The organism is Saccharopolyspora sp. 6M (assembly GCF_020176775.1).
Taxonomy (GTDB): domain Bacteria; phylum Actinomycetota; class Actinomycetes; order Mycobacteriales; family Pseudonocardiaceae; genus Saccharopolyspora_C; species Saccharopolyspora_C gregorii.
On the sequence record NZ_JAIUJZ010000156.1, the window covers coordinates 1 to 20,736 of the forward strand.

Annotated in this window: 19 protein-coding genes; 13 read left to right on the forward strand and 6 right to left on the reverse strand. The window is 72.7% G+C overall.

All coding sequences use genetic code 11. The annotated features are described in order from the left end of the window. Nucleotides 1–222: 222 nt before the first annotated feature. Complete coding sequence (locus LCD31_RS20185; RefSeq protein WP_224960232.1) at nt 223–1,284, reverse strand: 4-hydroxy-3-methylbut-2-enyl diphosphate reductase; 1,062 nt, start codon at nt 1,282–1,284, stop codon at nt 223–225. A 245-nt stretch (nt 1,285–1,529) separates the two neighbouring features. Between LCD31_RS20185 and LCD31_RS20190 the strand changes: the two genes are divergently transcribed. The 6 genes from LCD31_RS20190 to LCD31_RS20215 all read left to right on the forward strand — a co-directional run bounded on the left by LCD31_RS20190 (nt 1,530) and on the right by LCD31_RS20215 (nt 6,180). After that, nucleotides 1,530–1,979, forward strand: a complete 450-nt coding sequence (locus LCD31_RS20190) for a lipid droplet-associated protein (RefSeq protein WP_224960233.1) — start codon at nt 1,530–1,532, stop codon at nt 1,977–1,979. A 57-nt stretch (nt 1,980–2,036) separates the two neighbouring features. Next, a complete protein-coding gene (gene xseA / locus LCD31_RS20195) occupies nt 2,037–3,296 on the forward strand; it encodes an exodeoxyribonuclease VII large subunit (RefSeq protein ID WP_224960234.1) in 1,260 nt (419 codons plus the stop codon). Between the two features lie 58 nt (nt 3,297–3,354). After that, nucleotides 3,355–3,723 carry a hypothetical protein gene (locus tag LCD31_RS20200; RefSeq protein ID WP_308011318.1) on the forward strand — a complete coding sequence of 123 codons (369 nt, stop codon included), beginning with the start codon at nt 3,355–3,357 and terminating at the stop codon, nt 3,721–3,723. After that, nucleotides 3,720–3,983 carry an exodeoxyribonuclease VII small subunit gene (locus tag LCD31_RS20205; protein WP_224960236.1) on the forward strand — a complete coding sequence of 88 codons (264 nt, stop codon included), beginning with the start codon at nt 3,720–3,722 and terminating at the stop codon, nt 3,981–3,983. Before LCD31_RS20200 ends, LCD31_RS20205 begins: the two co-directional genes overlap by 4 nt. Nucleotides 3,984–4,100: 117 nt before the next feature. Further along, nucleotides 4,101–5,144 (forward strand): class II fructose-bisphosphatase, encoded by a 1,044-nt coding sequence (glpX, locus tag LCD31_RS20210; protein ID WP_224960237.1) that lies wholly within the window; start codon nt 4,101–4,103, stop codon nt 5,142–5,144. Between the two features lie 292 nt (nt 5,145–5,436). Continuing rightward, a complete protein-coding gene (locus LCD31_RS20215) occupies nt 5,437–6,180 on the forward strand; it encodes a trypsin-like serine protease (protein ID WP_224960239.1) in 744 nt (247 codons plus the stop codon). Between the two features lie 53 nt (nt 6,181–6,233). Here LCD31_RS20215 and LCD31_RS20220 read toward each other — a convergent pair whose 3' ends face one another. After that, on the reverse strand, nt 6,234–7,205 hold the full coding sequence (locus LCD31_RS20220; RefSeq protein ID WP_224960241.1) for an NAD(P)/FAD-dependent oxidoreductase: 972 nt from the start codon (nt 7,203–7,205) through the stop codon (nt 6,234–6,236). Nucleotides 7,206–7,369: 164 nt separating this feature from the next. Between LCD31_RS20220 and LCD31_RS20225 the strand changes: the two genes are divergently transcribed. From LCD31_RS20225 to LCD31_RS20240, 4 genes are all read left to right on the forward strand, one after another. Continuing rightward, a complete protein-coding gene (locus LCD31_RS20225) occupies nt 7,370–8,764 on the forward strand; it encodes a class II fumarate hydratase (RefSeq protein ID WP_224960243.1) in 1,395 nt (464 codons plus the stop codon). A gap of 153 nt (nt 8,765–8,917) precedes the next feature. Next, complete coding sequence (locus tag LCD31_RS20230) at nt 8,918–10,459, forward strand: ATP-dependent DNA ligase (protein WP_224960245.1); 1,542 nt, start codon at nt 8,918–8,920, stop codon at nt 10,457–10,459. Continuing rightward, complete coding sequence (locus tag LCD31_RS20235; protein WP_224960247.1) at nt 10,456–10,881, forward strand: DUF4288 domain-containing protein; 426 nt, start codon at nt 10,456–10,458, stop codon at nt 10,879–10,881. The genes LCD31_RS20230 and LCD31_RS20235 overlap by 4 nt, the downstream gene beginning before the upstream one ends. Before the next feature lie 234 nt (nt 10,882–11,115). Continuing rightward, entirely contained in the window at nt 11,116–12,555 is a 1,440-nt protein-coding gene (locus tag LCD31_RS20240) for a GuaB1 family IMP dehydrogenase-related protein (protein ID WP_224960248.1), read from the forward strand. A 49-nt stretch (nt 12,556–12,604) separates the two neighbouring features. Here the strand turns inward: LCD31_RS20240 and LCD31_RS20245 are convergent, their stop codons facing one another. Together LCD31_RS20245 and LCD31_RS20250 are read right to left on the reverse strand one after the other, a co-directional pair. Then, nucleotides 12,605–13,882 (reverse strand): PhoH family protein, encoded by a 1,278-nt coding sequence (locus LCD31_RS20245; protein WP_258349496.1) that lies wholly within the window; start codon nt 13,880–13,882, stop codon nt 12,605–12,607. A gap of 656 nt (nt 13,883–14,538) precedes the next feature. After that, on the reverse strand, nt 14,539–15,702 hold the full coding sequence (locus LCD31_RS20250) for a DUF885 domain-containing protein (RefSeq protein WP_224960250.1): 1,164 nt from the start codon (nt 15,700–15,702) through the stop codon (nt 14,539–14,541). Between the two features lie 307 nt (nt 15,703–16,009). On the opposite strand from LCD31_RS20250, the gene LCD31_RS20255 reads away from it, so the two are divergent. Beyond that, nucleotides 16,010–16,258: a hypothetical protein gene (locus LCD31_RS20255; RefSeq protein WP_224960251.1), complete on the forward strand. Its 249-nt coding sequence runs from the start codon at nt 16,010–16,012 to the stop codon at nt 16,256–16,258. Nucleotides 16,259–16,525: 267 nt separating this feature from the next. Continuing rightward, complete coding sequence (locus LCD31_RS20260) at nt 16,526–16,774, forward strand: hypothetical protein (protein WP_224960252.1); 249 nt, start codon at nt 16,526–16,528, stop codon at nt 16,772–16,774. Between the two features lie 108 nt (nt 16,775–16,882). Here LCD31_RS20260 and LCD31_RS20265 read toward each other — a convergent pair whose 3' ends face one another. Continuing rightward, nucleotides 16,883–17,659: an isoprenyl transferase gene (locus LCD31_RS20265; protein WP_224960253.1), complete on the reverse strand. Its 777-nt coding sequence runs from the start codon at nt 17,657–17,659 to the stop codon at nt 16,883–16,885. A 201-nt stretch (nt 17,660–17,860) separates the two neighbouring features. Here LCD31_RS20265 and LCD31_RS20270 point away from each other — a divergent pair, with 201 nt between their 5' ends. Next, a complete protein-coding gene (locus LCD31_RS20270; RefSeq protein WP_224960263.1) occupies nt 17,861–18,487 on the forward strand; it encodes a hemolysin III family protein in 627 nt (208 codons plus the stop codon). Nucleotides 18,488–18,505: 18 nt separating this feature from the next. Here LCD31_RS20270 and LCD31_RS20275 read toward each other — a convergent pair whose 3' ends face one another. Then, on the reverse strand, nt 18,506–20,521 hold the full coding sequence (locus LCD31_RS20275; protein ID WP_224960254.1) for a thioredoxin domain-containing protein: 2,016 nt from the start codon (nt 20,519–20,521) through the stop codon (nt 18,506–18,508). Nucleotides 20,522–20,736 lie beyond the last annotated feature (215 nt).

A 20,736-nucleotide genomic window follows, 5' to 3' on the forward strand; every position in this document is an offset into this window, starting at 1 on the left:
CGGACGCCCCGAGCCGAAGCGGGACGACCCGGCGCGCAGGCCCCGCCGCCCCCGCCGCGCCGACGACTTCTTCGACTGAAGGACGCCGGCGCCCCCGCCCAGCGCAGCAGAACGGCCCGCCGACCGATCAGGTCGAGCGGGCCGTTTCGCGTTCGCGTGCTCGCCAGGTGGTCTCGCCCCTTCAGCGGCGGACCACCCGGTTCCTCCCGCGGGAGGGAGCGGTCAGCGGACGCCCTTCGGCGCGTCCGGGTTCTCCTTGAGGTCCTTGCGGAGCTCCCGCGGCAGCGCGAAGGTGATCTTCTCGTTGGCGGTGGTGACCTCTTCGACCTCGCCGTCCCAGCCGCGCTCGGCGAGGTGCTCCAGCACCTGCATCACCAGCACGTCCGGCACCGAGGCACCGCTGGTGACGCCGACCGTGCCGACGCCCTCCAGCCAGGAGTCCTCGATCTGGTTCGCGTAGTCGATCAGGTGCGAGTCGTTCGCGCCCGCCTGCAGCGCGACCTCGACGAGCCGCTTCGAGTTCGAGGAGTTCTGCGAGCCGACGACCAGCACCAGGTCGCACTCGGCGGCCATCGCCTTCACCGCGAACTGGCGGTTCGAGGTGGCGTAGCAGATGTCGTCGCTCGGCGGCGCCTGCAGATCGGGGAAGCGCTCCTTGATCTGGTCGACCCGCTCCATCGTCTCGTCGACGCTGAGCGTGGTCTGCGACAGCCACACGACCTTGTTCGGGTCGCGGACGTGCACCTTGTCCACGTCCTCCGGCTTGTCTACGAGCTGCACGCGGTCCGGCGCCTCACCGGCGGTGCCCTCGACCTCCTCGTGGCCCTCGTGGCCGATCAGCAGGATGTCGTAGTCGTCGCGGGCGAACCGGTTGACCTCCTTGTGCACCTTCGTGACCAGCGGGCAGGTCGCGTCGATGGTGCGCAGGTTCCGGGTCTTGGCCTCCTCGTGCACCGCGGGGCTGACGCCGTGCGCGGAGAACACCACCAGCGCGCCCTCGGGGACCTCGTCGGTCTCGTCCACGAAGATCACGCCGCGGTCCTGGAGCGTCTCCACCACGTGCTTGTTGTGCACGATCTCCTTGCGCACGTACACGGGCGGGCCGTAGGTGTCCAGCGCCTTCTCGACCGTGATGACCGCGCGGTCCACGCCTGCGCAGTAGCCACGGGGCTTGGCGAGCAGGACGCGCTTGGTGCGTCCGCCCTCGGAAGTGCCCTGGTCGGAGGTGCCTTGGTCAAGGTCGCTCGGTGCGAGGCGATCGGCGGCCTGCGGCGAGGTGCTCATGCCGTCCAGGGTACGGACCACCCCGCGACGGGTCAGCCCTGCGGCCACCTGCCGAGGCGGTACCGAGCGTCACCCTTCCCGCTACCGGCGGACACCCGTCGCGCGGGACGCGGCGGTCAACGGTGACCGACCGCCACCGGACACCCCGGGGGTACCGCCGGAATCCGTAACCGGCCCGCACCTCCGGGCGAAGCTCCGGTGCCCGGCCGATGGTTTCCGCGGCGCGAGTGCGGGAGGCTGGGGCCATGTCGACGTACCCCTTGCCGATCCGCGTCGCGGCCGGACTCGCGGCCGTCACCGCCGAGCAGACCCGGCGGCTGCCCGCCCAGCTGCTCGGGTTGCCGCTGACCGTGGCCAGCCAGGCCCTCCAGCTGTCGATGCGGATGCAGCAGCAGATCACCGAACTGGCCATCCGCGGCGACGAGGCGCTCGGCGCCTGGGACCGCGGCGAGGACCAGCCGGAGTGGGCCACCTTCGACGAGGACGAACCCGCGCCCGCCGCACCCGCCCCGGACGACGCGGGCGTGCTCGCCGGCTACGAGGGCATCACGCTGCCCCAGCTCCGCGGCAGGCTGCGCGGCTTCTCCACCGCCGAGGTCGAGGCCATGCTCGACCACGAGCGGGCGAACCAGCAGCGCCCCGAGTTCCTGCGGATGCTCGGCAACCGGCTCGAACGCCTCCGCACCGAGAACTGACGCGCCGCCCCGCCCCGACGGGGAACGGCCGTATGATCGCGCCGCCCAAGCCCGGACGTGGAAGGAGCGGTCCTGAACGCCCCCGCCAACCCACCGCCGACCAGCGCGGAAGACCCGTGGCCGGTGCGCACCGTGGCCCGCAAGATCGCCGACTGGATCCACCGGCTCGGCACCATCTGGGTCGAAGGCCAGATCACGCAGATCTCGCAACGGCCCGGCGCCGCCACCTCCTTCCTCACCCTGCGCGACCCGTCCGCCGAGGTGTCGCTGACGTTGACCTGCGCGTCCTCGCTGCTGCGCAAGCAGGACCCGCCGCTGACCGACGGCAGCCGCGTCGTGGTGCACGGCAAGCCCACCTTCTTCACCGGCCGCGGGACGTTGAGCCTGCGGGTGGACGAGATCCGCGCCGTCGGCATCGGTGAACTGCTCGCCCGCATCGAACGGCTCCGCCAGCTGCTCAAGGCGGAAGGCCTGTTCGACCCGGCGCGCAAGCGGCGGCTGCCGTTCCTGCCGAACAAGGTCGGCCTGATCACCGGGCGGGCGTCCGCGGCCGAGCACGACGTGCTCAGCAACGCGCGGCTGCGCTGGCCGTCGGTGCGCTTCGAGATCCGCAACGTGGCCGTGCAGGGCTCGACCGCGGTGCCGCAGATCCTCGACGTGCTGGGCGAGCTCGACCGCGACCCCGAGGTGGACGTGATCGTGCTGGCCCGCGGGGGCGGCAGCGTCGAGGACCTGCTGCCGTTCTCCGACGAGGCGCTGTGCCGCGCGGTGTCGACCTGCCGCACGCCGGTGGTCAGCGCGATCGGGCACGAGCCGGACTCGCCGCTGCTGGACCACGTCGCCGACGTCCGCTGCTCCACCCCGACCGGCGCGGGCAAGCGCGTCGTTCCGGACATGGCGGAGGAGACCCAGCGGGTGCACCAGCTCCGCGACCGCGCGCGACGAGCGCTACACGGATGGGTGGACCGCGAGCGCAGGCTGCTGGATTCGCTGCGCAGCAGGCCCGCGCTGGCCGACCCGCACGGCCCGCTGGACCGCAGATCAGAACAGGTCCAGGTCGGACGGGACCGCGCGCGGCGCGCCATCACGGGCGTGCTCACCGCCGAAGGGCATGCGATGACCGCGACTCGATCTCGCTTGACGACCCTCGGTCCTGCGGCCACTCTTGCTCGCGGGTACGCGATCGTGCAGCGCGTCGAGCCCGACGGGGCCGACGGAGTGCTGCGCTCGATCGACCAGGCCCCGGCGGGAACCACGTTGCGGGTCCGCGTCGTTGACGGAGCGGTGCACGCCGTGGTGCCCGGCGGAACGGAGTAGTGGAACGAGGGAGGTCGTGGTGCGGGGACAGCAGGAGCCCACATTCCTCCCCTTGACGGTGGCCGTCACGCGCTCGCCGAAGTTGCACGACGCCGAGCAGGTCCGGCGGTGCGCGCGGGAGGCCGACCTGGCCGCCGCGCGCTGCTGGAACGCGCTGCTCGGCGGTTGCGACTCCACCGAGCGCCGGACGCTGCCGCTGAAGCTGCGGGCGCTGGCCGACGCCACGTCCGAGTACGCGGGCGGCCGGTGGTGGGTGGGCCGCGGATCCGCCCACCGACGTAGGGTCGTCGAAGCGCAGTTGCGCATCAACGACGCGGTCCGGGAAGGCGACGGCGCCGAGTTCGCCGAAGCGTTCATCGGCTACGACCAGGCCATCGCGACCGCCGTGGTGTCCGTACCCAGCAAGCTGGAGAGCCCCACCCCGTGACGAAGAACGAGCAGGACGAGCACTTCGACCCGGTCGCCGACCACCCGGACGTCGCCGAGCTGGGCTACGAGCCGGCGCGGGACGAACTGGCCGACGTGGTCAAGCGGCTCGAAGCCGGTGGCCTGTCCCTGGAGGAGTCGCTGTCGCTGTGGGAACGCGGCGAAGCCCTCGCCGCCGTGTGCGAGCGGCACCTCGCGGGCGCGCGCGAACGCGTCGACCGCGCCCTCGCCTCCGTGGAGGAGCCCGGCGAAGACCGGTAGTGGGCTCGCCCACGTGCCCCGGCTCCGAGCTGCGCGATCTGCGAAGATCCGACGAGCAGGGCGCGCGGAGCCGGCGCGTGCTGCCGATGGAGTCAGCTCGCCATACCGGGAGGCGCGATGAGCACGTCCACCACGCAGGGCCACCACGAGGCGCCCGACCGCAACCTGGCCATGGAACTGGTCCGGGTCACCGAGGCCGCGGCGATGGCCGCGGGACGCTGGGTCGGTCGCGGCGACAAGAACTCCGGTGACGGCGCCGCGGTGGATGCCATGCGCAAGCTGATCGGCACCGTCTCGATGCAGGGCGTCGTCGTCATCGGCGAGGGCGAGAAGGACGAAGCGCCGATGCTGTTCAACGGCGAGGAGGTCGGCAACGGCGCAGGCCCCGAGGTGGACGTCGCCGTCGACCCGATCGACGGCACGACGCTGCTGAGCAAGGGCATGCCGAACGCGCTGGCCGTGCTCGCCGTCGCCGAGCGCGGCGCCATGTTCGACCCGTCCGCGGTGTTCTACATGGAGAAGCTCGCCGTCGGGCCGGAGGCCGCCGGGGTGGTGGACCTGAACGCGCCGACCGCGGAGAACATCCGCCGCGTCGCGAAGGCCAAGCACATCGACGTCTCCGACGTCACGGTGTGCATCCTGGACCGGCCGCGGCACGAGGACCTGGTCCGCGAGGTCCGCGAGGCGGGTGCGCGCATCCAGTTCATCTCCGACGGCGACGTGGCCGGGGCGATCGCCGCGGCCCGCCCGGACAGCGGCGTCGACATGCTCATCGGCATCGGCGGCACGCCGGAGGGCATCATCACCGCGGCCGCGCTCAAGTGCATGGACGGGGAGATCCAGACCCGGCTGTGGCCGAAGGACGACGCGGAGCGGCAGCAGGCGCTCGACGCCGGGCACGACGTGGAGCAGGTGCTGACCACCTCGGACCTGGTGCGCGGGGACAACGTGTTCTTCTGCGCCACCGGCATCACCGACGGCGCACTGCTCAAGGGCGTGCACTACCGGGCGAACCGGTGCAGCACCCAGTCGATCGTGATGCGGTCGAAGTCGGGCACGGTGCGGGTGATCGAGGGCCTGCACAAGCTGACGAAGCTGCGCGAGTACTCGGACGTGGAGCTGGGCGGGGACGAGGGCGGCAGGCACGGCCTGCTCCCCTGATCGCCGCGATCGGACCGCCCGTCCCCGCACGCCGGGGCGGGCGGTCCGTCGTTTCGCGGGGAGCTGTTTTTCCCGGTATTTCCCCGAATCGGCCATCAGGCCGGTGTTGACCTGCACCGGAGCCGCGTTCGGCCGGGTGGGTACCGTCGTTGGAGCGACGTGAAGACCCACCTAAGTGGGTGCCTCGGATGAGTGAAGATCCTTACCGTCAGTGGTCACTCGGCCCGCCGCACCGGACCGAGCACCACCCCGGGCCGTCCCAGGACCGGGCACACGGAAGGACTCGTCCCCCATGCGCACACGCTCCCTGCTCACCGGAGTGCTCGCCGCCGGCGCCGCGCTCGCGCTGGCCACGCCCGCTTCCGCGGCCCAGGACCCCACGCCCATGGTCGTGGGCGGTCACGACGCCACCGAGACCTACTCGTTCATGGTGTCGCTGCAGTCCGGCGGCGGGCACATCTGCGGCGCTTCGCTGATCAAGGCCGACTGGGCGGTCACCGCCGCGCACTGCGTCCAGGGCAGCCAGCCCGGCGACCTGTCCGTCCGCGTCGGCAGCCTGGAGCACGCCTCCGGCGGCGAAGAGGCCGGGGTCAGCGACATCAAGGTGCACGACTCGGCGGACATCGCCGTGATCAAGCTGGACACGCAGGTCTCCGCGCAGCCGATCTCCATCGCCCCCGAGTCGGGCGCCACCGGCACCGAGACCCGCATCATCGGCTGGGGCCAGACCAGCCCGGCGCCGGGCGGCGAAGCCCCCGCCACGCTGCAGGAGCTGGACACCGCGATCGTCGACGACGCCGACTGCTCGGGCATCGAGGGCGAGACCGAGATCTGCACCTCGAACCCCGGTGGCGACTCCGGCGCCTGCTACGGCGACTCGGGCGGCCCGCAGATCAAGGGCACCGAGGGCTCCTGGGAGCTGATCGGCGCCACCAGCCGCGCCGGGAACAACGACTCGAACTGCGCGACCGGCCCGTCGATCTACACCGACGTGTCGGCGCTGTCCGACTGGGTCGAGGAGAACACCGCCGCCTGATCGGCACCCGCAGACCGGCCGCCCTCCTCCTGGGGAGGGCGGCCGTTCCACGTTCAGCTCCGGTCGGAGGAGTGGCCCGGGAAGAGGTGGGCCGCCGGGTCCAGGGCGACCGCGAGGTTGTTGACCGCGGTGGCGGCCTCGCCGAAGCCGGTGGCGATCAGCTTCACCTTCCCCGGGTAGGTGGCCACGTCGCCCGCCGCGTACACCCGGTCCCGGTTGGTGCGCATCGTGCTGTCCACCCGGATCGAGCGCCCGGCCAACTCCAGTCCCCAGGACTCGATCGGCCCCAGCGAGGCGGTGAAGCCGAGCGCGGCGACCACGGTCCGCGCGGGCAGCACCCGCCGCCGCTCGCCGACGGCCAGCTCCACCTCGTGCACGCCCGCGGAGTCCCCGCGCACCGCCACCACCTGCGCCTCGGTGATGATCTCGACGCCGAGCTCGGCGACCTCCCGCACCAGGCCCGGGTGCGCGCGGAACCGCGCCCGGCGGTGCACGAGGGTCACGCTGCGCGCGATCGGGTGCAGCGCCAGCGCCCAGTCGAACGCCGAATCGCCGCCGCCGACCACCACCACGTCCTGCCCGCGGTGCACCGCCAGGTCGGGCACGAAGTGCACCACTCCCCTGCCGAGCCAGTCCCCGCCCGCGGGCAGCGGCCGGGGCGTGAACTCGCCGATGCCCGCGGTGATCAGCACGGCTCGCGCGCGCACCGGTTCCGGGCCCGCCAGCACCCGCAGCCGTCCATCCACTTCGGACAGATCGGTGGCGTCCCTGCCCAGCAGGTAGCGCGGTTCGCGCGGCGCGGCCTGCTCCACCAGGGCCGCCACCAGGTCGCGGCCGCGCACCGCGGGGAACCCCGGCACGTCGAAGATCAGCTTCTCCGGGTACATCGCCGCGACCTGCCCGCCCGGTTCCGGCAGCGAATCCACCACCGCCACCGACAGGCCCCGGAACCCCGCGTAGTACGCCGCGAACAGCCCCGCCGGCCCCGCGCCGACGACCAGCAGATCGACCTCGTGCTCGGCCATGCCCCACCCCGCTCGCGCCGGTGCAACGCGGATCGCCTCCGAGCCCGGCGCGCCCGGCTCGGCGACGATCTCCGTCACCTTTCTCGGTCCAGCACCCGGAGGACTGCCCGGAAGTGGGCCGCCCCATACTGACCGGCCCCGCTCGGGCGGTGGACACTTCGGTCATGGCTGAACAGGACTACCGGATCGAACACGACACCATGGGCGAGGTCAGGGTTCCCGCCGACGCCCTGTACCGCGCGCAGACGCAGCGCGCCGTGGAGAACTTCCCGATCTCCGGCCGCGGGCTGGAGCGCGCGCAGATCCGCGCCCTCGGACTGCTCAAGGCCGCCACCGCGCGGGTCAACGGCGAACTCGGCATCCTCGACGCCGACATGGCCGAGGCCATCGCCACCGCCGCCGACGAGGTCGCCGAGGGCCACCACGACGCGCACTTCCCGATCGACGTGTTCCAGACCGGCTCCGGCACGTCGTCGAACATGAACGCCAACGAGGTCATCGCGACCCTCGCGACCCGCGGACTCGGCCGCGACGTGCACCCGAACGACCACGTCAACGCCTCGCAGTCCTCGAACGACACGTTCCCCACCACCATCCACGTGGCCGCCACCGAGGCCGTGCTCACCGACGTCATCCCCGCTCTGGAGCACCTGGCGGGCGTCGTCGAGGGCCGCGCCGCCGAGTGGGCCGAGGTCGTCAAGTCCGGCCGCACCCACCTGATGGACGCGGTGCCGATCACCCTCGCCCAGGAAGCGGGCGCGTGGGCCTCGCAGGTGCGCTTCGGCGTGGAGCGGCTGCGTTCCGGGCTGGACCGGCTCGGCGAGCTGCCCATCGGCGGCACCGCCGTCGGCTCCGGCCTGAACGCGCCGGACGGCTTCGGCGCGGCCGTCGCCGCCGAGCTCGCCCGCGTCACCGGACTGCCGCTGACCGAGGCCCGCGACCACTTCGAGGCGCAGGCCACCCAGGACGGCGTCGTCGAGACCTCCGGGCACCTGCGCACCGTCGCGGTGAGCCTGAACAAGATCGCCAACGACGTGCGCTGGCTCGGGTCCGGCCCGCGCACCGGCCTCGCCGAGCTGGCGCTGCCCGACCTGCAGCCCGGTTCCTCGATCATGCCGGGCAAGGTGAACCCGGTGATCCCGGAGGCCACCCTCCAGGTCGTCGCGCAGGTCATCGGCAACGACGCGGCCGTCGCGTTCGCCGGCGCGCAGGGCAACTTCCAGCTCAACGTGAACCTGCCGGTGATCGCCCGCAACGTGCTGGAATCCGCGCGGCTGCTCGCCGCCGTGTCCCGGCTGCTCGCCGACAAGGTGTTCGCCGGGGTCGAGGCCAACGTCGAGCGCGCCCGCGAGTACGCCGAGGGTTCGCCCTCGATCGTCACGCCGCTGAACCGCTTCATCGGCTACGAGGAGGCCGCCTCGATCGCGAAGCAGGCCCTCAAGGAGCGCCGCACCATCCGCGAGGTCGTCCTCGAACGCGGCCACGTCGACTCCGGCAAGCTCACCCTGGAGCAGCTGGACACCGCGCTGGACGTGCTGGGCATGGCCAAGGCCAAGTGAGCCGGTGGGCCGTGCGCACCGCCACCCGGCGAGCGCACGGCCCGATCCGGAGCACCCCCAGCGGTTCCGGATCACGACTACGACGCCGCGCACCGCCCCACCGGTTCCCCGTTCCTCCGGCGAGTTGCGGGGCACCGCGCGCACCATGGACGCATGGTGCCGCTGAACGCAGTCGTCTCCGCGTCCGCCGAGGTCGCGGGGACCCGCGCCCGCAACGCGAAGATCCGCACCCTCGCCGAACTGCTCACCCGCCTGCGCGGCGCCGAGATCCGGCCCGCCGCCGCGCTGCTCGCCGGTGAGCTGCCCGGCGGCCGCGCCGGGGTCGGCTGGTCCACGCTGAACGCGCTGCGCGCCGAACCCGCCGCGACCCCCGGACTGACCGTGCTCGACGTGGCCGCCACCGTCGACGAGCTGCGCGCCACCACCGGCACCGGATCCGGGCAGCGCCGCCTCGACCTGCTGCACGCGTTGCTGGGCCGCGCCACCGCCGACGAGCAGCGGTTCCTGGTCCGGCTGCTCGGCGGCGAACTCCGGCAAGGCGCGCTCGAAGGCGTGCTGCTGGCGGCCGTCGCCCGCGCCGCCGACGTGCCCGCCGAAGCGGTGCTCCGGGCGTTCATACTCTCCGGGCGGCTGCCCGCCACCGCCGAGGCCGCGCTGACCGGCGGTTCCGCCGCGCTCGCCGAGTTCCGACTCGAAGTGGGCAGGCCGCTGCGACCGATGCTCGCCTCGCCCGCCGACACCCTCACGGCGGCGCTGGGCGAACTCGGCGACTGCGTGGTCGAGCACAAGCTGGACGGGGCGCGGATCCAGCTGCACCGGGACCGCGAGCAGGTCCGGGTGTTCACCCGCACGCTCCGCGAGATCACCGGGCAGGTCCCGGAACTCGTCGAACTGGGCCTGGCGCTGCCCTGCACGTCGGTGGTGCTGGACGGGGAGGCGCTCGCCCTCACCGACTCCGGCAGGCCCCGCCCGTTCCAGGAGACGATGTCCCGCTTCGGCGCCCGCGGTCCGCGCGACGAGGTGCTGCGGCCGCACTTCTTCGACTGCCTGCACCTGGACGGCGCCGACCTGGTGGACGAGCCGCTGCACCGGCGGCTGGCGGCGCTGGCCCGGGTCGCACCCGAGCACCGCATCCCCGGGGTGCGCCCCGGGAACGCCGAGGACGCGGACGCGCTGCTGAACGACGCCCTCGACGCCGGGCACGAAGGGGTCGTGGTGAAGGACCTCGACTCGATCTACGCGGCGGGGCGGCGCGGCCGGGCCTGGCGCAAGGTCAAACCGTCGCACACGCTGGACCTGGTGGTGCTCGCCGCGGAATGGGGCCACGGGCGGCGCAGCGGGACGCTGTCCAACCTGCACCTCGGCGCCCGCGACCCGGCGGGCGGACCGCCGATCATGGTGGGCAAGACGTTCAAGGGCCTCACCGACGAACTCCTCGCCTGGCAGACCGCCGAATTCCCCCGCCACGAGACGCACCGCGACCGGAGTACCGTGCACCTCGCCCCGGACCTGGTCGTGGAGGTCGAACTGGACGGGGTGCAGGTCAGCACCCGCTACCCCGGCGAGGTCGCGCTGCGCTTCGCCCGCGTGCTGCGCTACCGCCCCGACAAGGACGCCGCCACCGCCGACACGATCGACGCGGTGCGGGCCATGCTGCCGGGGGCCTCCTCGGCGGATGAGAGGGTGGAGCCATGACCACCCCCAGCGACGACGAGCAGGTCGGCTCGATCGACATCGGTTCGGGCAGCATCGACCCCCGCGACTTCCAGGCGAGCACCTCCTCCGCCGAGGCCGAGTTCTACGTCGCGGTGCTGCTCATCGAGATCTCCTCCGCGTCGGCCACCGAACCGGAGCTCTACGAGGAATCGTTCGTGCTGGTCAAGGCCGAATCCGACGAGGAGGCGCGGGAGAAGGCCGTCGACTGCGGCAAGCAGCAGGCCGCCAGCTACCCGAACGAGGACGGCGAGATCGTCACCTGGAAGTTCAAGGAGCTCGTCGAGGTGAAGAAGGTCGAGGACGCCACCTTCGACGACGGCTCCGAGCTGTACAGCCGCTTCTTCCGCAACTACACCGCCTACCGCTCCTTCGAACCCCTGCTCAGCGGCGAGGAGATCTGACCGCTCGTCCCTCGACTCGGGTTGCGGAGCACTCGGTTGTGCGGGTCGGCATTGGCCGCCGCACGCGGGAACCGGCGGTACTTGGAGCTTACTTCCACGCACCTTGCGCAGCTGCCCCCAATCTAGCCTGGTGGCGAAAACCCCCCGCAACCACACTTCCGGATGATCCGCGCAGAACCGGCGGCTCGCTCGATCCGACCGGTGGGGGCCGTCCGGCACGTAGGGTGGAACCTCGTGCGGTTCTTGAACGGGCAGCAGCCCTCCACAGACCTGACCTACGACGACGTCTTCCTGGCCCCGCGCCGCTCCGGCGTCGAGTCCCGGTTCGACGTCGACCTCGCGACCTCCGACGGCTCGGGCACCACGCTCCCGGTCGTGGTCGCCAACATGACCGCCGTCGCGGGCCGCCGCATGGCGGAGACGGTGGCGCGGCGCGGTGGGATCACCGTCCTGCCGCAGGACGTCGCCCCCGAAGCCGTCGCGGAGATCGTGTCCTGGGTGAAGGACCGGCACCCGGTCTGGGACACGCCGCTGGTGCTGCGCCCGGACGACGCGGTCGCGGACGTGCTGAACCTGCTGCCGAAGCGCTCGCACGGCGCGGTCGTGGTCGTCGACGAGGACCGCAGGCCGGTCGGCGTCGTGGACGAGTCCGCCTGCTCCGGCGTGGACCGGTTCGCCCGGGTCGGCGAGGTCGCCGACCGCACCCCGCTGGTGCTGCCGCTGGGCACCGAACCCCGCGAGGTCTTCGAGCAGCTGCACGCCCAGGGCAAGCAGGTGGTGCTCGCGGTCGACGGAGACGGCAGGCTCGCCGGGATCCTCACCGGGCGCGGCTCGCTGCGCGCCGAGATCTACGCGCCCGCGCTGGACGGGGCGGGCCGGCTCCGGGTCGCCGCCGCGGTCGGCGTCAACGGCGACGTGGCGGGCAAGGCGGCCGCGCTGCTCGCGGCGGGGGTGGACGCGCTGGTCGTGGACACCGCGCACGGCCACCAGGAGAAGATGATCAGCGCGTTGCGCGCGGTGCGGGCGCTCGACCCGTCGGTGCCGGTCGTCGCGGGCAACGTGGTCACCGCCGACGGCGTGCGGGACCTCGTCGAGGCCGGCGCGGACGTGATCAAGGTCGGCGTCGGCCCGGGCGCCATGTGCACCACCCGGATGATGACCGGCGTCGGCCGTCCCCAGTTCTCCGCCGTCGCCGAGTGCGCCGCGGCCGCGCGGGAGCTCGGCAAGCACGTGTGGGCCGACGGCGGCGTGCGGCACCCGCGGGACGTGGCGCTGGCGCTGGCCGCCGGGGCCGCCTCGGTGATGGTGGGCTCCTGGTTCGCCGGCACCCACGAATCGCCCGGCGACCTGCTGCGCGACGAGCACGGCCGCGCCTACAAGGAGTCCTTCGGCATGGCCTCCAAGCGCGCCGTCGGCGCCCGGACGCGCACCGACAGCGCCTTCGACCAGGCGCGCAAGGCGCTCTACGAGGAGGGCATCTCCAGCTCCCGGATGAAGATCGACCCGAAGCGCCCCGGTGTGGAGGACCTGCTGGACGAGATCAGCTCCGGGCTGCGCTCCTCCTGCACCTACGCGGGCGCGCGGAACCTCGCCGAGTTCCACGAGCGCGCGCTGGTGGGCATCCAGTCCGCCGCCGGGTTCGCCGAGGGACGCCCGCTGCCCAGCGGCTGGTGATCCCGGAGGGGGGGGGCGCCCGCGCGGACGCCACCGGCCGGTTCGGGCATCAGGGGGTGAACTCCCCCTCCAGCATCTCCGTCACCAGCGCCGCCACCGGCGAGCGCTCGGAACGGGTCAGCGTGATGTGCGCGAACAGCGGGTGGCCCTTCAACTTCTCGATCACCGCGGCCACGCCGTCGTGCCGGCCGACGCGCAGGTTGTCCCGCTGCGCCACGTCGTGGGTCAGCACCACCCTGGAGTTCGCCCCGAGCCGGGACAGCACCGTGAGCAGCACGTTGCGCTCCAGCGACTGGGCCTCGTCCACGATCACGAACGAGTCGTGCAGCGACCGGCCTCGGATGTGGGTCAGCGGCAGCACTTCCAGCATGCCCCGGTCGGTGACCTCGTCGAGGACGTTCTCGCTGGCCAACGCGCCGAGGGTGTCGAACACCGCCTGCGCCCAGGGCTGCATCTTCTCGTTCTCGCTGCCCGGCAGGTAGCCCAGCTCCTGGCCGCCGACCGCGTAGACCGGCCGGAAGACCACGACCTTGCGGTGTTGCTGGCGTTCCAGCACGGCTTCCAGACCGGCGCACAGCGCCAGCGCCGACTTGCCGGTGCCCGCGCGTCCGCCGAGGGAGACGATGCCGACGTCCGGGTCCAGCAGCAGGTCCAGCGCGATGCGCTGCTCGGCGGAGCGGCCGTGCAGCCCGAAGGCCTCCCGGTCGCCGCGAACCAGCTTCACCTGCTTGTCCGCGGTGACCCGGCCGAGCGCGCTCTGGGTGCCCGCGAGCAGCCGCAGCCCGGTGTTCGCGGGCAGGTCCTTGGCCTCGTCGAGGTCGGCCTCGCCGTCCTTGAACAGCGCATCCACCTGCTCCGGCGGCAGGTCGAGGTCCGCCATGCCCGACCAGCCGCTGGACACCACGTCCTGCGCCCGGTACTCGTCGGCTTCCAGCGCCACCGAAGCAGCCTTGACCCGCAGCGGCATGTCCTTGGTGACCAGCGTGACCCGGTGCCCGTCGGCGGCGAGGTTCAGCGAACACGCCAGGATCCGGGCGTCGTTGGAGTCGGTGCGGAAACCTGGCGGCAGCACCTGCGGATCGGAGTGGTTGAGCTCGACGTGCAGCGTGCCGCCGTCCTCACCGATCTCGACCGGCGCGTCCAGCCGGCCGTGCTCGATGCGCAGTTCGTCGAGGCCTCGCAGGGCCTCGCGGGCGAACCAGCCGAGTTCCGGGTGATGCCGCTTCGCTTCGAGTTCGCTGATCACGACCAGCGGGAGCACCACGCGGTGCTCGGCGAACCGGGTCATCGCCCACGGATCGGACAGCAGCACCGAGGTGTCGAGCACGTACGTGCGGACATCCGTTCGGGCTGCGACGCCTGCGGAGTCCTCGGCCTGGGCCGAGGTTTCCGCTGCGGCTTGGGAACGTCGTGTGGTCACGGCTACTCCCTCGCGGGCGTGGGGCACACGCCCGCTCGTCGGCGGGCCGGGCCGCCCCTGCCCTGGCCTGGCCGGACCGGCGGGCGGTCCGGCGCAGCCACCGAGGCCGCGCACCGGCCCCGAGCGACCACGGAGGACGGTGGTACCGTCCGATCCAGCCAACAGCCACGGTCAGGGCCTCCCCGGACGGGCCATTTACGCGTCGACCCGTCACTTCGGACGCTACCTCCGAGATTCGCTTCTGGGCAGGCGACCAGCCAGGTGATTCGCCAGAACGTCAGCCGGGTGTCACGTGCGCACCGGATTCGGTGCACCCGGACGCCACCCGGCCGTCGCTCGGCGGTTCCCGGGAACCGGTCGACTCGCTGGTCACAGCGCCGCGGACGGGCCGGTTCGACTTCTCCGCGGCGCGTCGTCGCGGCCACCCGGACGTACGCACGTGCCGTGATCAACGCAGCGTCCACTTTGGTCTGTTCGAGTGAACAACAGGACTTTTCGGGCTTCCGCCGAGATTTCGCCGGGTCCGCCGATCGGCCCAACCGGCGCACCGCCGCCCGAACCGGTCAGCCGCCGGGAGCCCACGGCTCGTCCAGCAGCCGCCCCACCGCTTCTCCCGCGGCGAGCCTGCGGGCGACCACCGGCAGCCCTTCCGCGTAGGTGACGACGTGCAGCCGCCAGCACGGGTCGGCGGCGAACCGGAGGAACGCGCGGACGCCCTCCTCCGGCAGGCACGACCACCGGCGCAGGTGCGCCGCCGCAGCAGCGGGGCCCGGGCCGTCGTGCAGCAGCAGCGCCGCGTCCGACCGCACCCGGCGCAGCCCGTCCAGCGCGTCGAGCACCCGCTCCGCCCGGTCCCCGTCGAAGGCGATGCCCACCTCCGCCAGCACCTCCTGCGCCCAGCGGCCCCAGCCGGGGCCGACCGCGATGCGCAGCCCCGACTCGGCGATCCCCTCCGCGAGCAGCGACTGCGGGCTGTCCCGCACCTCGACGCCGTGTTCGGACCAGCCGCGGGCGCCGACCAGCACCCGCTCCTTGCGGCAGTGCTCCGCGTGGTGGCCCGGGTAGGACTCGTGCGCGACCAGCCCCGGGAGCCGCCCCGCCCACACCTGCCGGTCCGGGTCCACCGCGACCAGCGACCGGAAGTCGCCGAGGTAGCGGTGCAGCGCCGACCACGAGCGGCCCCGGACGTAGCGGTAGTCGACGCCCTCCTGCACCGGCAGCCCCGGCTCGGCCCGCACCCGAGCGCGCAACGCGCGGGAGAGCGCGGCGACCCCGCGCGCCAGCCGCGTCGGCGGCACCCGTTCCCGCGCCGCCAGCAGCGCCAGCCGGTCCGCCGGGGGACCCGAGCCGGGCAGCAGCTCCGCCAGCTCCGCGTGCGCGCTGCGGTACCGGTCCGGTTCGCCGAACTCGACGCGGAGCCCGAAGCACGCCGCGGCCTCCGCCCGGAACGACGTCCGCCACCCGGCGAGCCGGTGCGCGCGGCACTCCAGCGCGGCCAGCTGCCCGGACAGGAACGCGGCCCGCGCGGGGACGAACCCGACATCGGGGACGACCGCGCACAACAACGCGGCTCGTTCTGCAAGTACACCAGGGGCTGATACGGGCTCGCGATCGATGACGCTGCGCGATCGCCGTTCGACGGCGCGGGCACTCGCGGAACCGGGGTCGAGCCGCCCGATCCGCAGCCCGAGCCGCACGTACTCGCGAACCAGCTCGGCGGCGTCCACCACCGGACGGTACGACCTCGCTAGCTGCGACGAAAGGCTTTCGGGACCATTCCGCGGAACCCGGATCGCGAATCCCGCCCGACTGATGTTATGGAGCACGATTCCTTACCGGCGAGTAGCCGGGTTCCGCACCGGCGCACCGACTTGAGGGGCAAAAGATTTGCTTACACGATGGTGTTAACCAGCTGTGCTTACACCTTCAGGAATGGTTAGGTTTTTTTCGCGGTCGCCTCCCTGGGCGAACTTCCGGGGTGCTCGTGAACGAGGGACCGCGACCGCCACACCCGAAACAACAAGGAGCATCCAAGTGCTGAAGAAGGCAGTGGTCGTCGCCGGTGCGGCGGCGGGTCTGATGGCGCTGGCACCGATCGCCAACGCGGACAGCGCGGACAACGACGGCGTCAACCTGCTGAACGACAACAACCTCAGCGTGCTGCCCGTCCAGGCCTGCGGGAACAACGTCGCGGTCCTCGGCGCCGTCGTGCCGATCCTGTCGCCGCAGACCAGCGACTGCGTCAACGCGCCGGTCGTGGACCACCCGTCCGCCAAGGGCTGAAACGGCACCACCCGGTAGCCGGCGCATTCCACCGGAGCGGTCCGCGAGAGACGATCTCAATTCGCTCCGAGCGTGTCGAATTCGCCGAACCACCTGTTTTCGAGGTAACGTCGCCGACGGACCCGGAATCCACTTGGACCTTTTCGAGCGGAAGCCATTCTCCGGCGACATCTCGTTCGCCCCGAACCGGTCAACCCACGTGTTCGCACACCGGTAATCGTGCCGCTTCGGGGCATCCCGCGGCAATACACAAGGAGAGTGAACGCAATGCTGAAGAAGGCAGTGGTCGTCGCCGGTGCGGCGGCAGGCCTGATGGCCCTCGCCCCCATCGCCAACGCGGACAGCGCCGACAACGACGGCGTCAACCTGCTCGACGACAACAACATCAGCGCCGTGCCGGTGCAGCTCTGCGGCAACAACGTCGCCGTGCTGGGTGCGGTCGTGCCGGTCCTGTCGCCGCAGACCAGCCAGTGCGTCAACGCCCCGGTCGTCGACCACCCCTCGGTCAAGGGCTGACACACAGGCGCTCGTGTGGATGCATGAAAAGGCCAGGCCCTTCGGGACCTGGCCTTTTCGCTGTCCTGGTGCGGGACCAGCCCGGGCGGTCTTCAACCGCCGTGGTCTTCAGCCGCCGTAGCGGCGGTGCCGCGCCGAATACTCGCGCAACGCGCGCAGGAAGTCGACGCGCCGGAACGCCGGCCAGTACGCCTCGCAGAACCAGAACTCCGAATGCGCGGACTGCCACAGCATGAACCCGGACAACCGCTGCTCCCCGGAAGTCCGGATCAACAGGTCCGGGTCGGGCTGGCCCGAGGTGTAGAGGTGCTCGGAGATGTGGTCGACGGTGAGGAACTCCGCGAGCTCCTCGATGGTGGTGCCCGCCTCCGCGTGCTGCTGCAGCAGCTTGCGCACCGCGTCGGCGATCTCCTGCCGCCCGCCGTAACCGGCGGCGACGTTCACCTGCATTCCCGTGCGACCCTCGGTCCGCAGCGCGGCGGCCGACAACCGGGCCGCCGTCTCGGTGGGGAGCATGTCCAGCGCGCCGACGATCCGCACCCGCCACGGGTTGGCCGCGTCGGTGAGCTCGTCCACCACCCCGGCGATGATCTCCAGCAGCGCGTCCAGCTCGGCGCTGCTGCGGTTCAGGTTGTCGGTGGAGAGCAGCCACAGCGTGACGACCTCGACATCGGCTTCCCGGCACCAGCCGAGCAGCTCGCTGATCTTGCGCGCACCGGCGCGGTGGCCGTGCGCGATGTCGAGCCCGGCCTCCTTGGCCCAGCGGCGGTTCCCGTCGAGGATCACGCCCACGTGCCTGGGTGCTCTGGCACCTCTGAGCTGACGGCGCAGCCGTCGCTCGTACACGTCGTAGATGAGTTCCCGCAGACGAACCTTGAGCGCCACGCTCCCTGAGAGTACGCGGGCCCCTGCGCAGCCCCGACGGTCCCTCCGTCGAATGCGGACCGCGCTGCTCCGAACGCTGCCGCGGGCTGCAACGGACGTCACCGCCATCGGGGGACTGCGCAGAACCTACGGTCCCGTAATCTTGCGGTCGTGACTAGCGCCTTGACCGCTCGACGCAGCACCGCCTCCATCAAGCCGCGGATGCGCGGCTGGATCCACCTCTGGTCACTGGTGGGAGCAGTGGCCTCGGGTGCCACGCTGATCTCCCTGGCCGCCGCCACCGTGGGTGCCTCCGCCGCACTGGGGACCTCCGTGTACGTGGCCACCGTGCTCGGCCTGTTCGGGGTCAGCGCGCTGTACCACCGCAAGACGTGGAACTCGGTGGGCGCGCGGACCTGGATGCGCCGCCTCGACCACTCGATGATCTTCCTGTTCATCGCGGGGACCTACACGCCGTTCGCGATGCTGGCGATGCAGCCGACCACCGGAGCCGTCGTGCTCGCCGTGGTGTGGGGCGGCGCGCTCGGCGGCGTGGTGCTGAAGCTGGCGTGGCCGAACGGGCCGCGCTGGGTGGGCGTGCCGGTCTACCTCGCGCTCGGCTGGGTCGCCGTGTTCGTGCTGCCGGAGCTGCTGGTCCACGCGGGCGTGGCGGCGTTCGTGCTGCTGGTGGTCGGCGGCGTGCTCTACTCGCTGGGCGCGATCTGCTACGCGAGCCGGTGGCCGGACCCGTGGCCGAAGACCTTCGGCTACCACGAGTTCTTCCACGCGGCGGTGACCGTGGCGGCGATCTGCCACCACGTGTCGATCTGGCTGGCGCTGTACGCCTGAGCCACCACCGCCCGCTGCTCAGCGGGCCAGCGCGGCCACCAGGTCCTCGGCCGAGGTGACCGGGCGGTCGCAGACGTAGCCGCGGCACACGTACGCGGCGGTGGCCCCGTCCACGAGACCGCGCCCCGCCAGCAGCGGCACCGCGGCGGCGTCCGGCGGGCCGGCCACGGCCACCGCGCCGCCGGGGGCGTTCCGGCGGGCCACCGCCAGCAGGTCCGCGCGCTCCGCCGCCTCGGCGCCCGCCACCGCGATCTGCACCGGGCCGTGCGACAGCGCCTCCGCCGCCGCCAGCCAGTGCCCGGCGAAGCGCGGCGCGCGCTGGACCAGCAGCCCGGCCCGGGACAGCGCCTGCTCGGCGGCCGCCCGGTAGCGGGTCGCGCGGTCCGGTCCGGCCAGCGCGGCCGCGGTCAGCAGGGCCGCCGCGGTCGCGGACGCACCGGACGGGCTCGCGTTGTCCGTCGGATCGGACGGCCTGCGCACCAGCGCTTCCGCGTCCGCCGCCGTGTCGAAGAAGGAACCCGGGTGCTCCGGGTCGGCGAACTGCTGCAGCGCCGTGTCCAGCAGGGCGCACGCGGCGTCCAGCCAGCTCTGCTCACCCGTGGCCTGGTGCAGCGCGAGCAGGCCCTCGGCCAGGCAGCCGTGGTCCTCCAGCACGCCCGCCGCCTGCCCCACCACGCCGTCGCGGGAGCTGCGGCGCAACCGTCCGTCCACCACGTGCCGCTGCACCAGCAGCTCCGCGGCGCGGCGCGCGTCCTGCACCCACTGCGGCTCGTCGAGGACCGCGGCGGCCTCCACCAGCGCGGTCAGCGCCATGCCGTTCCACGAGGTGACGACCTTGTCGTCGATGCCCGGCTGCGGACGGCGCGAACGGGCCTCGGCGAGGACGTCGCGCACCCGCCGCCACCGCTCCACGTCGTCCGGGTCGGCGGGCAGCCGCAGCGTGGACGCGCCCTGCTCGAAGGTGCCCTCCGGAGTGACGACGAGCAGTTCCGCGGCCCACCGGCCGTCCTGCTCGCCGAGCACCGCCACCAGCTCCTCCGGCGTCCACACGTAGGTCAGCCCCTCCACGCCCTCGGTGTCGGCGTCGAGGGAGGCGGCGAACGCGCCGTCGGAGGTGCGCAGGTCGCGCAGCAGGAACTCGGCGGTCTCCCGGGCGACCCGACGCGCCAGCCCCGACGCGTCCACGTCCAGGCGGGCCAGGTGCGCGTACGCGCGCAGCAGCAGCGCGTTGTCGTAGAGCATCTTCTCGAAGTGCGGCACCACCCACGCGGCGTCGACGCTGTAGCGCGCGAAACCGCCCGCGAGCTGGTCGTACAGGCCGCCGCGGGCCATCGCCCCCGCGGTCGAGGTGGCGAGGCGCAGCGCCTCGGCGGAACCGGTCCGCTCGTGGTGGCGGAGCAGGAACTCCAGCACCATCGACGGCGGGAACTTCGGGGCGTCCCCGAACCCGCCGTGCACCGCGTCGAACTCGGAGCCCAGCCGGGACACCGCCGCGTCCAGCGCCGCGTCGTCCACCCCCGCCTCGGGCAGCGCCGACGGCTGGGAAGCCAGCTGCTCGACGACCCGGGTCGCGGCCGCGCGCACCTCCGCACCGCGCTCGGACCAGGCGGAGGCCACCGCCTCCAGCAGCTGCGGGAACGAGGGCATGCCGTGCAGCGGCTTCGGCGGGTAGTAGGTGCCGCAGTGGAACGGTTCGCCGTCCGGGGTCAGGAAGCAGGTCATCGGCCAGCCGCCCTGCCCGGTCATGGCCTGCGTCGCCTCCATGTAGACCGAGTCGACGTCCGGGCGCTCCTCCCGGTCCACCTTGATGTTCACGAAGTGCTCGTTCATCGCGGCCGCGATCTCGGCGTCCTCGAACGACTCGTGCGCCATCACGTGGCACCAGTGGCAGGCGGCGTAGCCGACCGACAGCAGCACCGGCACGTCCCGGCGGCGGGCCTCCTCGAACGCCTCCGGCGTCCAGGGCCACCACTGCACGGGGTTGTCCGCGTGCTGCAGCAGGTAGGGGCTGGTCGCGTCCGCAAGCCGGTTCATGCCGCCAGCCTCCCACCCGCCGATGATCGCCGCACCCACCACCGGCGAGGAACGGATCACGGCACCGCGGGGCTCCGCCGACCGGGAGGTCACCCCCGCTGTGGCCGCGAAGCCGACGCCGGAGCGGGACACCGGTCGACCGCCACCGCGCGGGCGCGATTCAGCCGCCGACGCCCCGGACCGGAAGCGACCGGCCCCGCGCCGGCACGGCACCG

Bases quoted from the DNA above. Each gene is read 5' to 3' on its own strand.
- LCD31_RS20270 (WP_224960263.1), top strand. From the start codon at position 17,861: ATGCGCGGCTGGATCCACCTCTGGTCACTGGTGGGAGCAGTGGCCTCG.
- LCD31_RS20225 (WP_224960243.1), top strand. From the start codon at position 7,370: ATGGCTGAACAGGACTACCGGATCGAACACGACACCATGGGCGAGGTC.
- LCD31_RS20215 (WP_224960239.1), top strand. From the start codon at position 5,437: ATGCGCACACGCTCCCTGCTCACCGGAGTGCTCGCCGCCGGCGCCGCG.
- LCD31_RS20260 (WP_224960252.1), top strand. From the start codon at position 16,526: ATGCTGAAGAAGGCAGTGGTCGTCGCCGGTGCGGCGGCAGGCCTGATG.
- LCD31_RS20235 (WP_224960247.1), top strand. From the start codon at position 10,456: ATGACCACCCCCAGCGACGACGAGCAGGTCGGCTCGATCGACATCGGT.
- LCD31_RS20220 (WP_224960241.1), bottom strand. From the start codon at position 7,205: ATGGCCGAGCACGAGGTCGATCTGCTGGTCGTCGGCGCGGGGCCGGCG.
- LCD31_RS20275 (WP_224960254.1), bottom strand. From the start codon at position 20,521: ATGAACCGGCTTGCGGACGCGACCAGCCCCTACCTGCTGCAGCACGCG.
- LCD31_RS20185 (WP_224960232.1), bottom strand. From the start codon at position 1,284: ATGAGCACCTCGCCGCAGGCCGCCGATCGCCTCGCACCGAGCGACCTT.
- glpX (WP_224960237.1), top strand. From the start codon at position 4,101: ATGAGCACGTCCACCACGCAGGGCCACCACGAGGCGCCCGACCGCAAC.
- LCD31_RS20190 (WP_224960233.1), top strand. From the start codon at position 1,530: ATGTCGACGTACCCCTTGCCGATCCGCGTCGCGGCCGGACTCGCGGCC.
- LCD31_RS20230 (WP_224960245.1), top strand. From the start codon at position 8,918: ATGGTGCCGCTGAACGCAGTCGTCTCCGCGTCCGCCGAGGTCGCGGGG.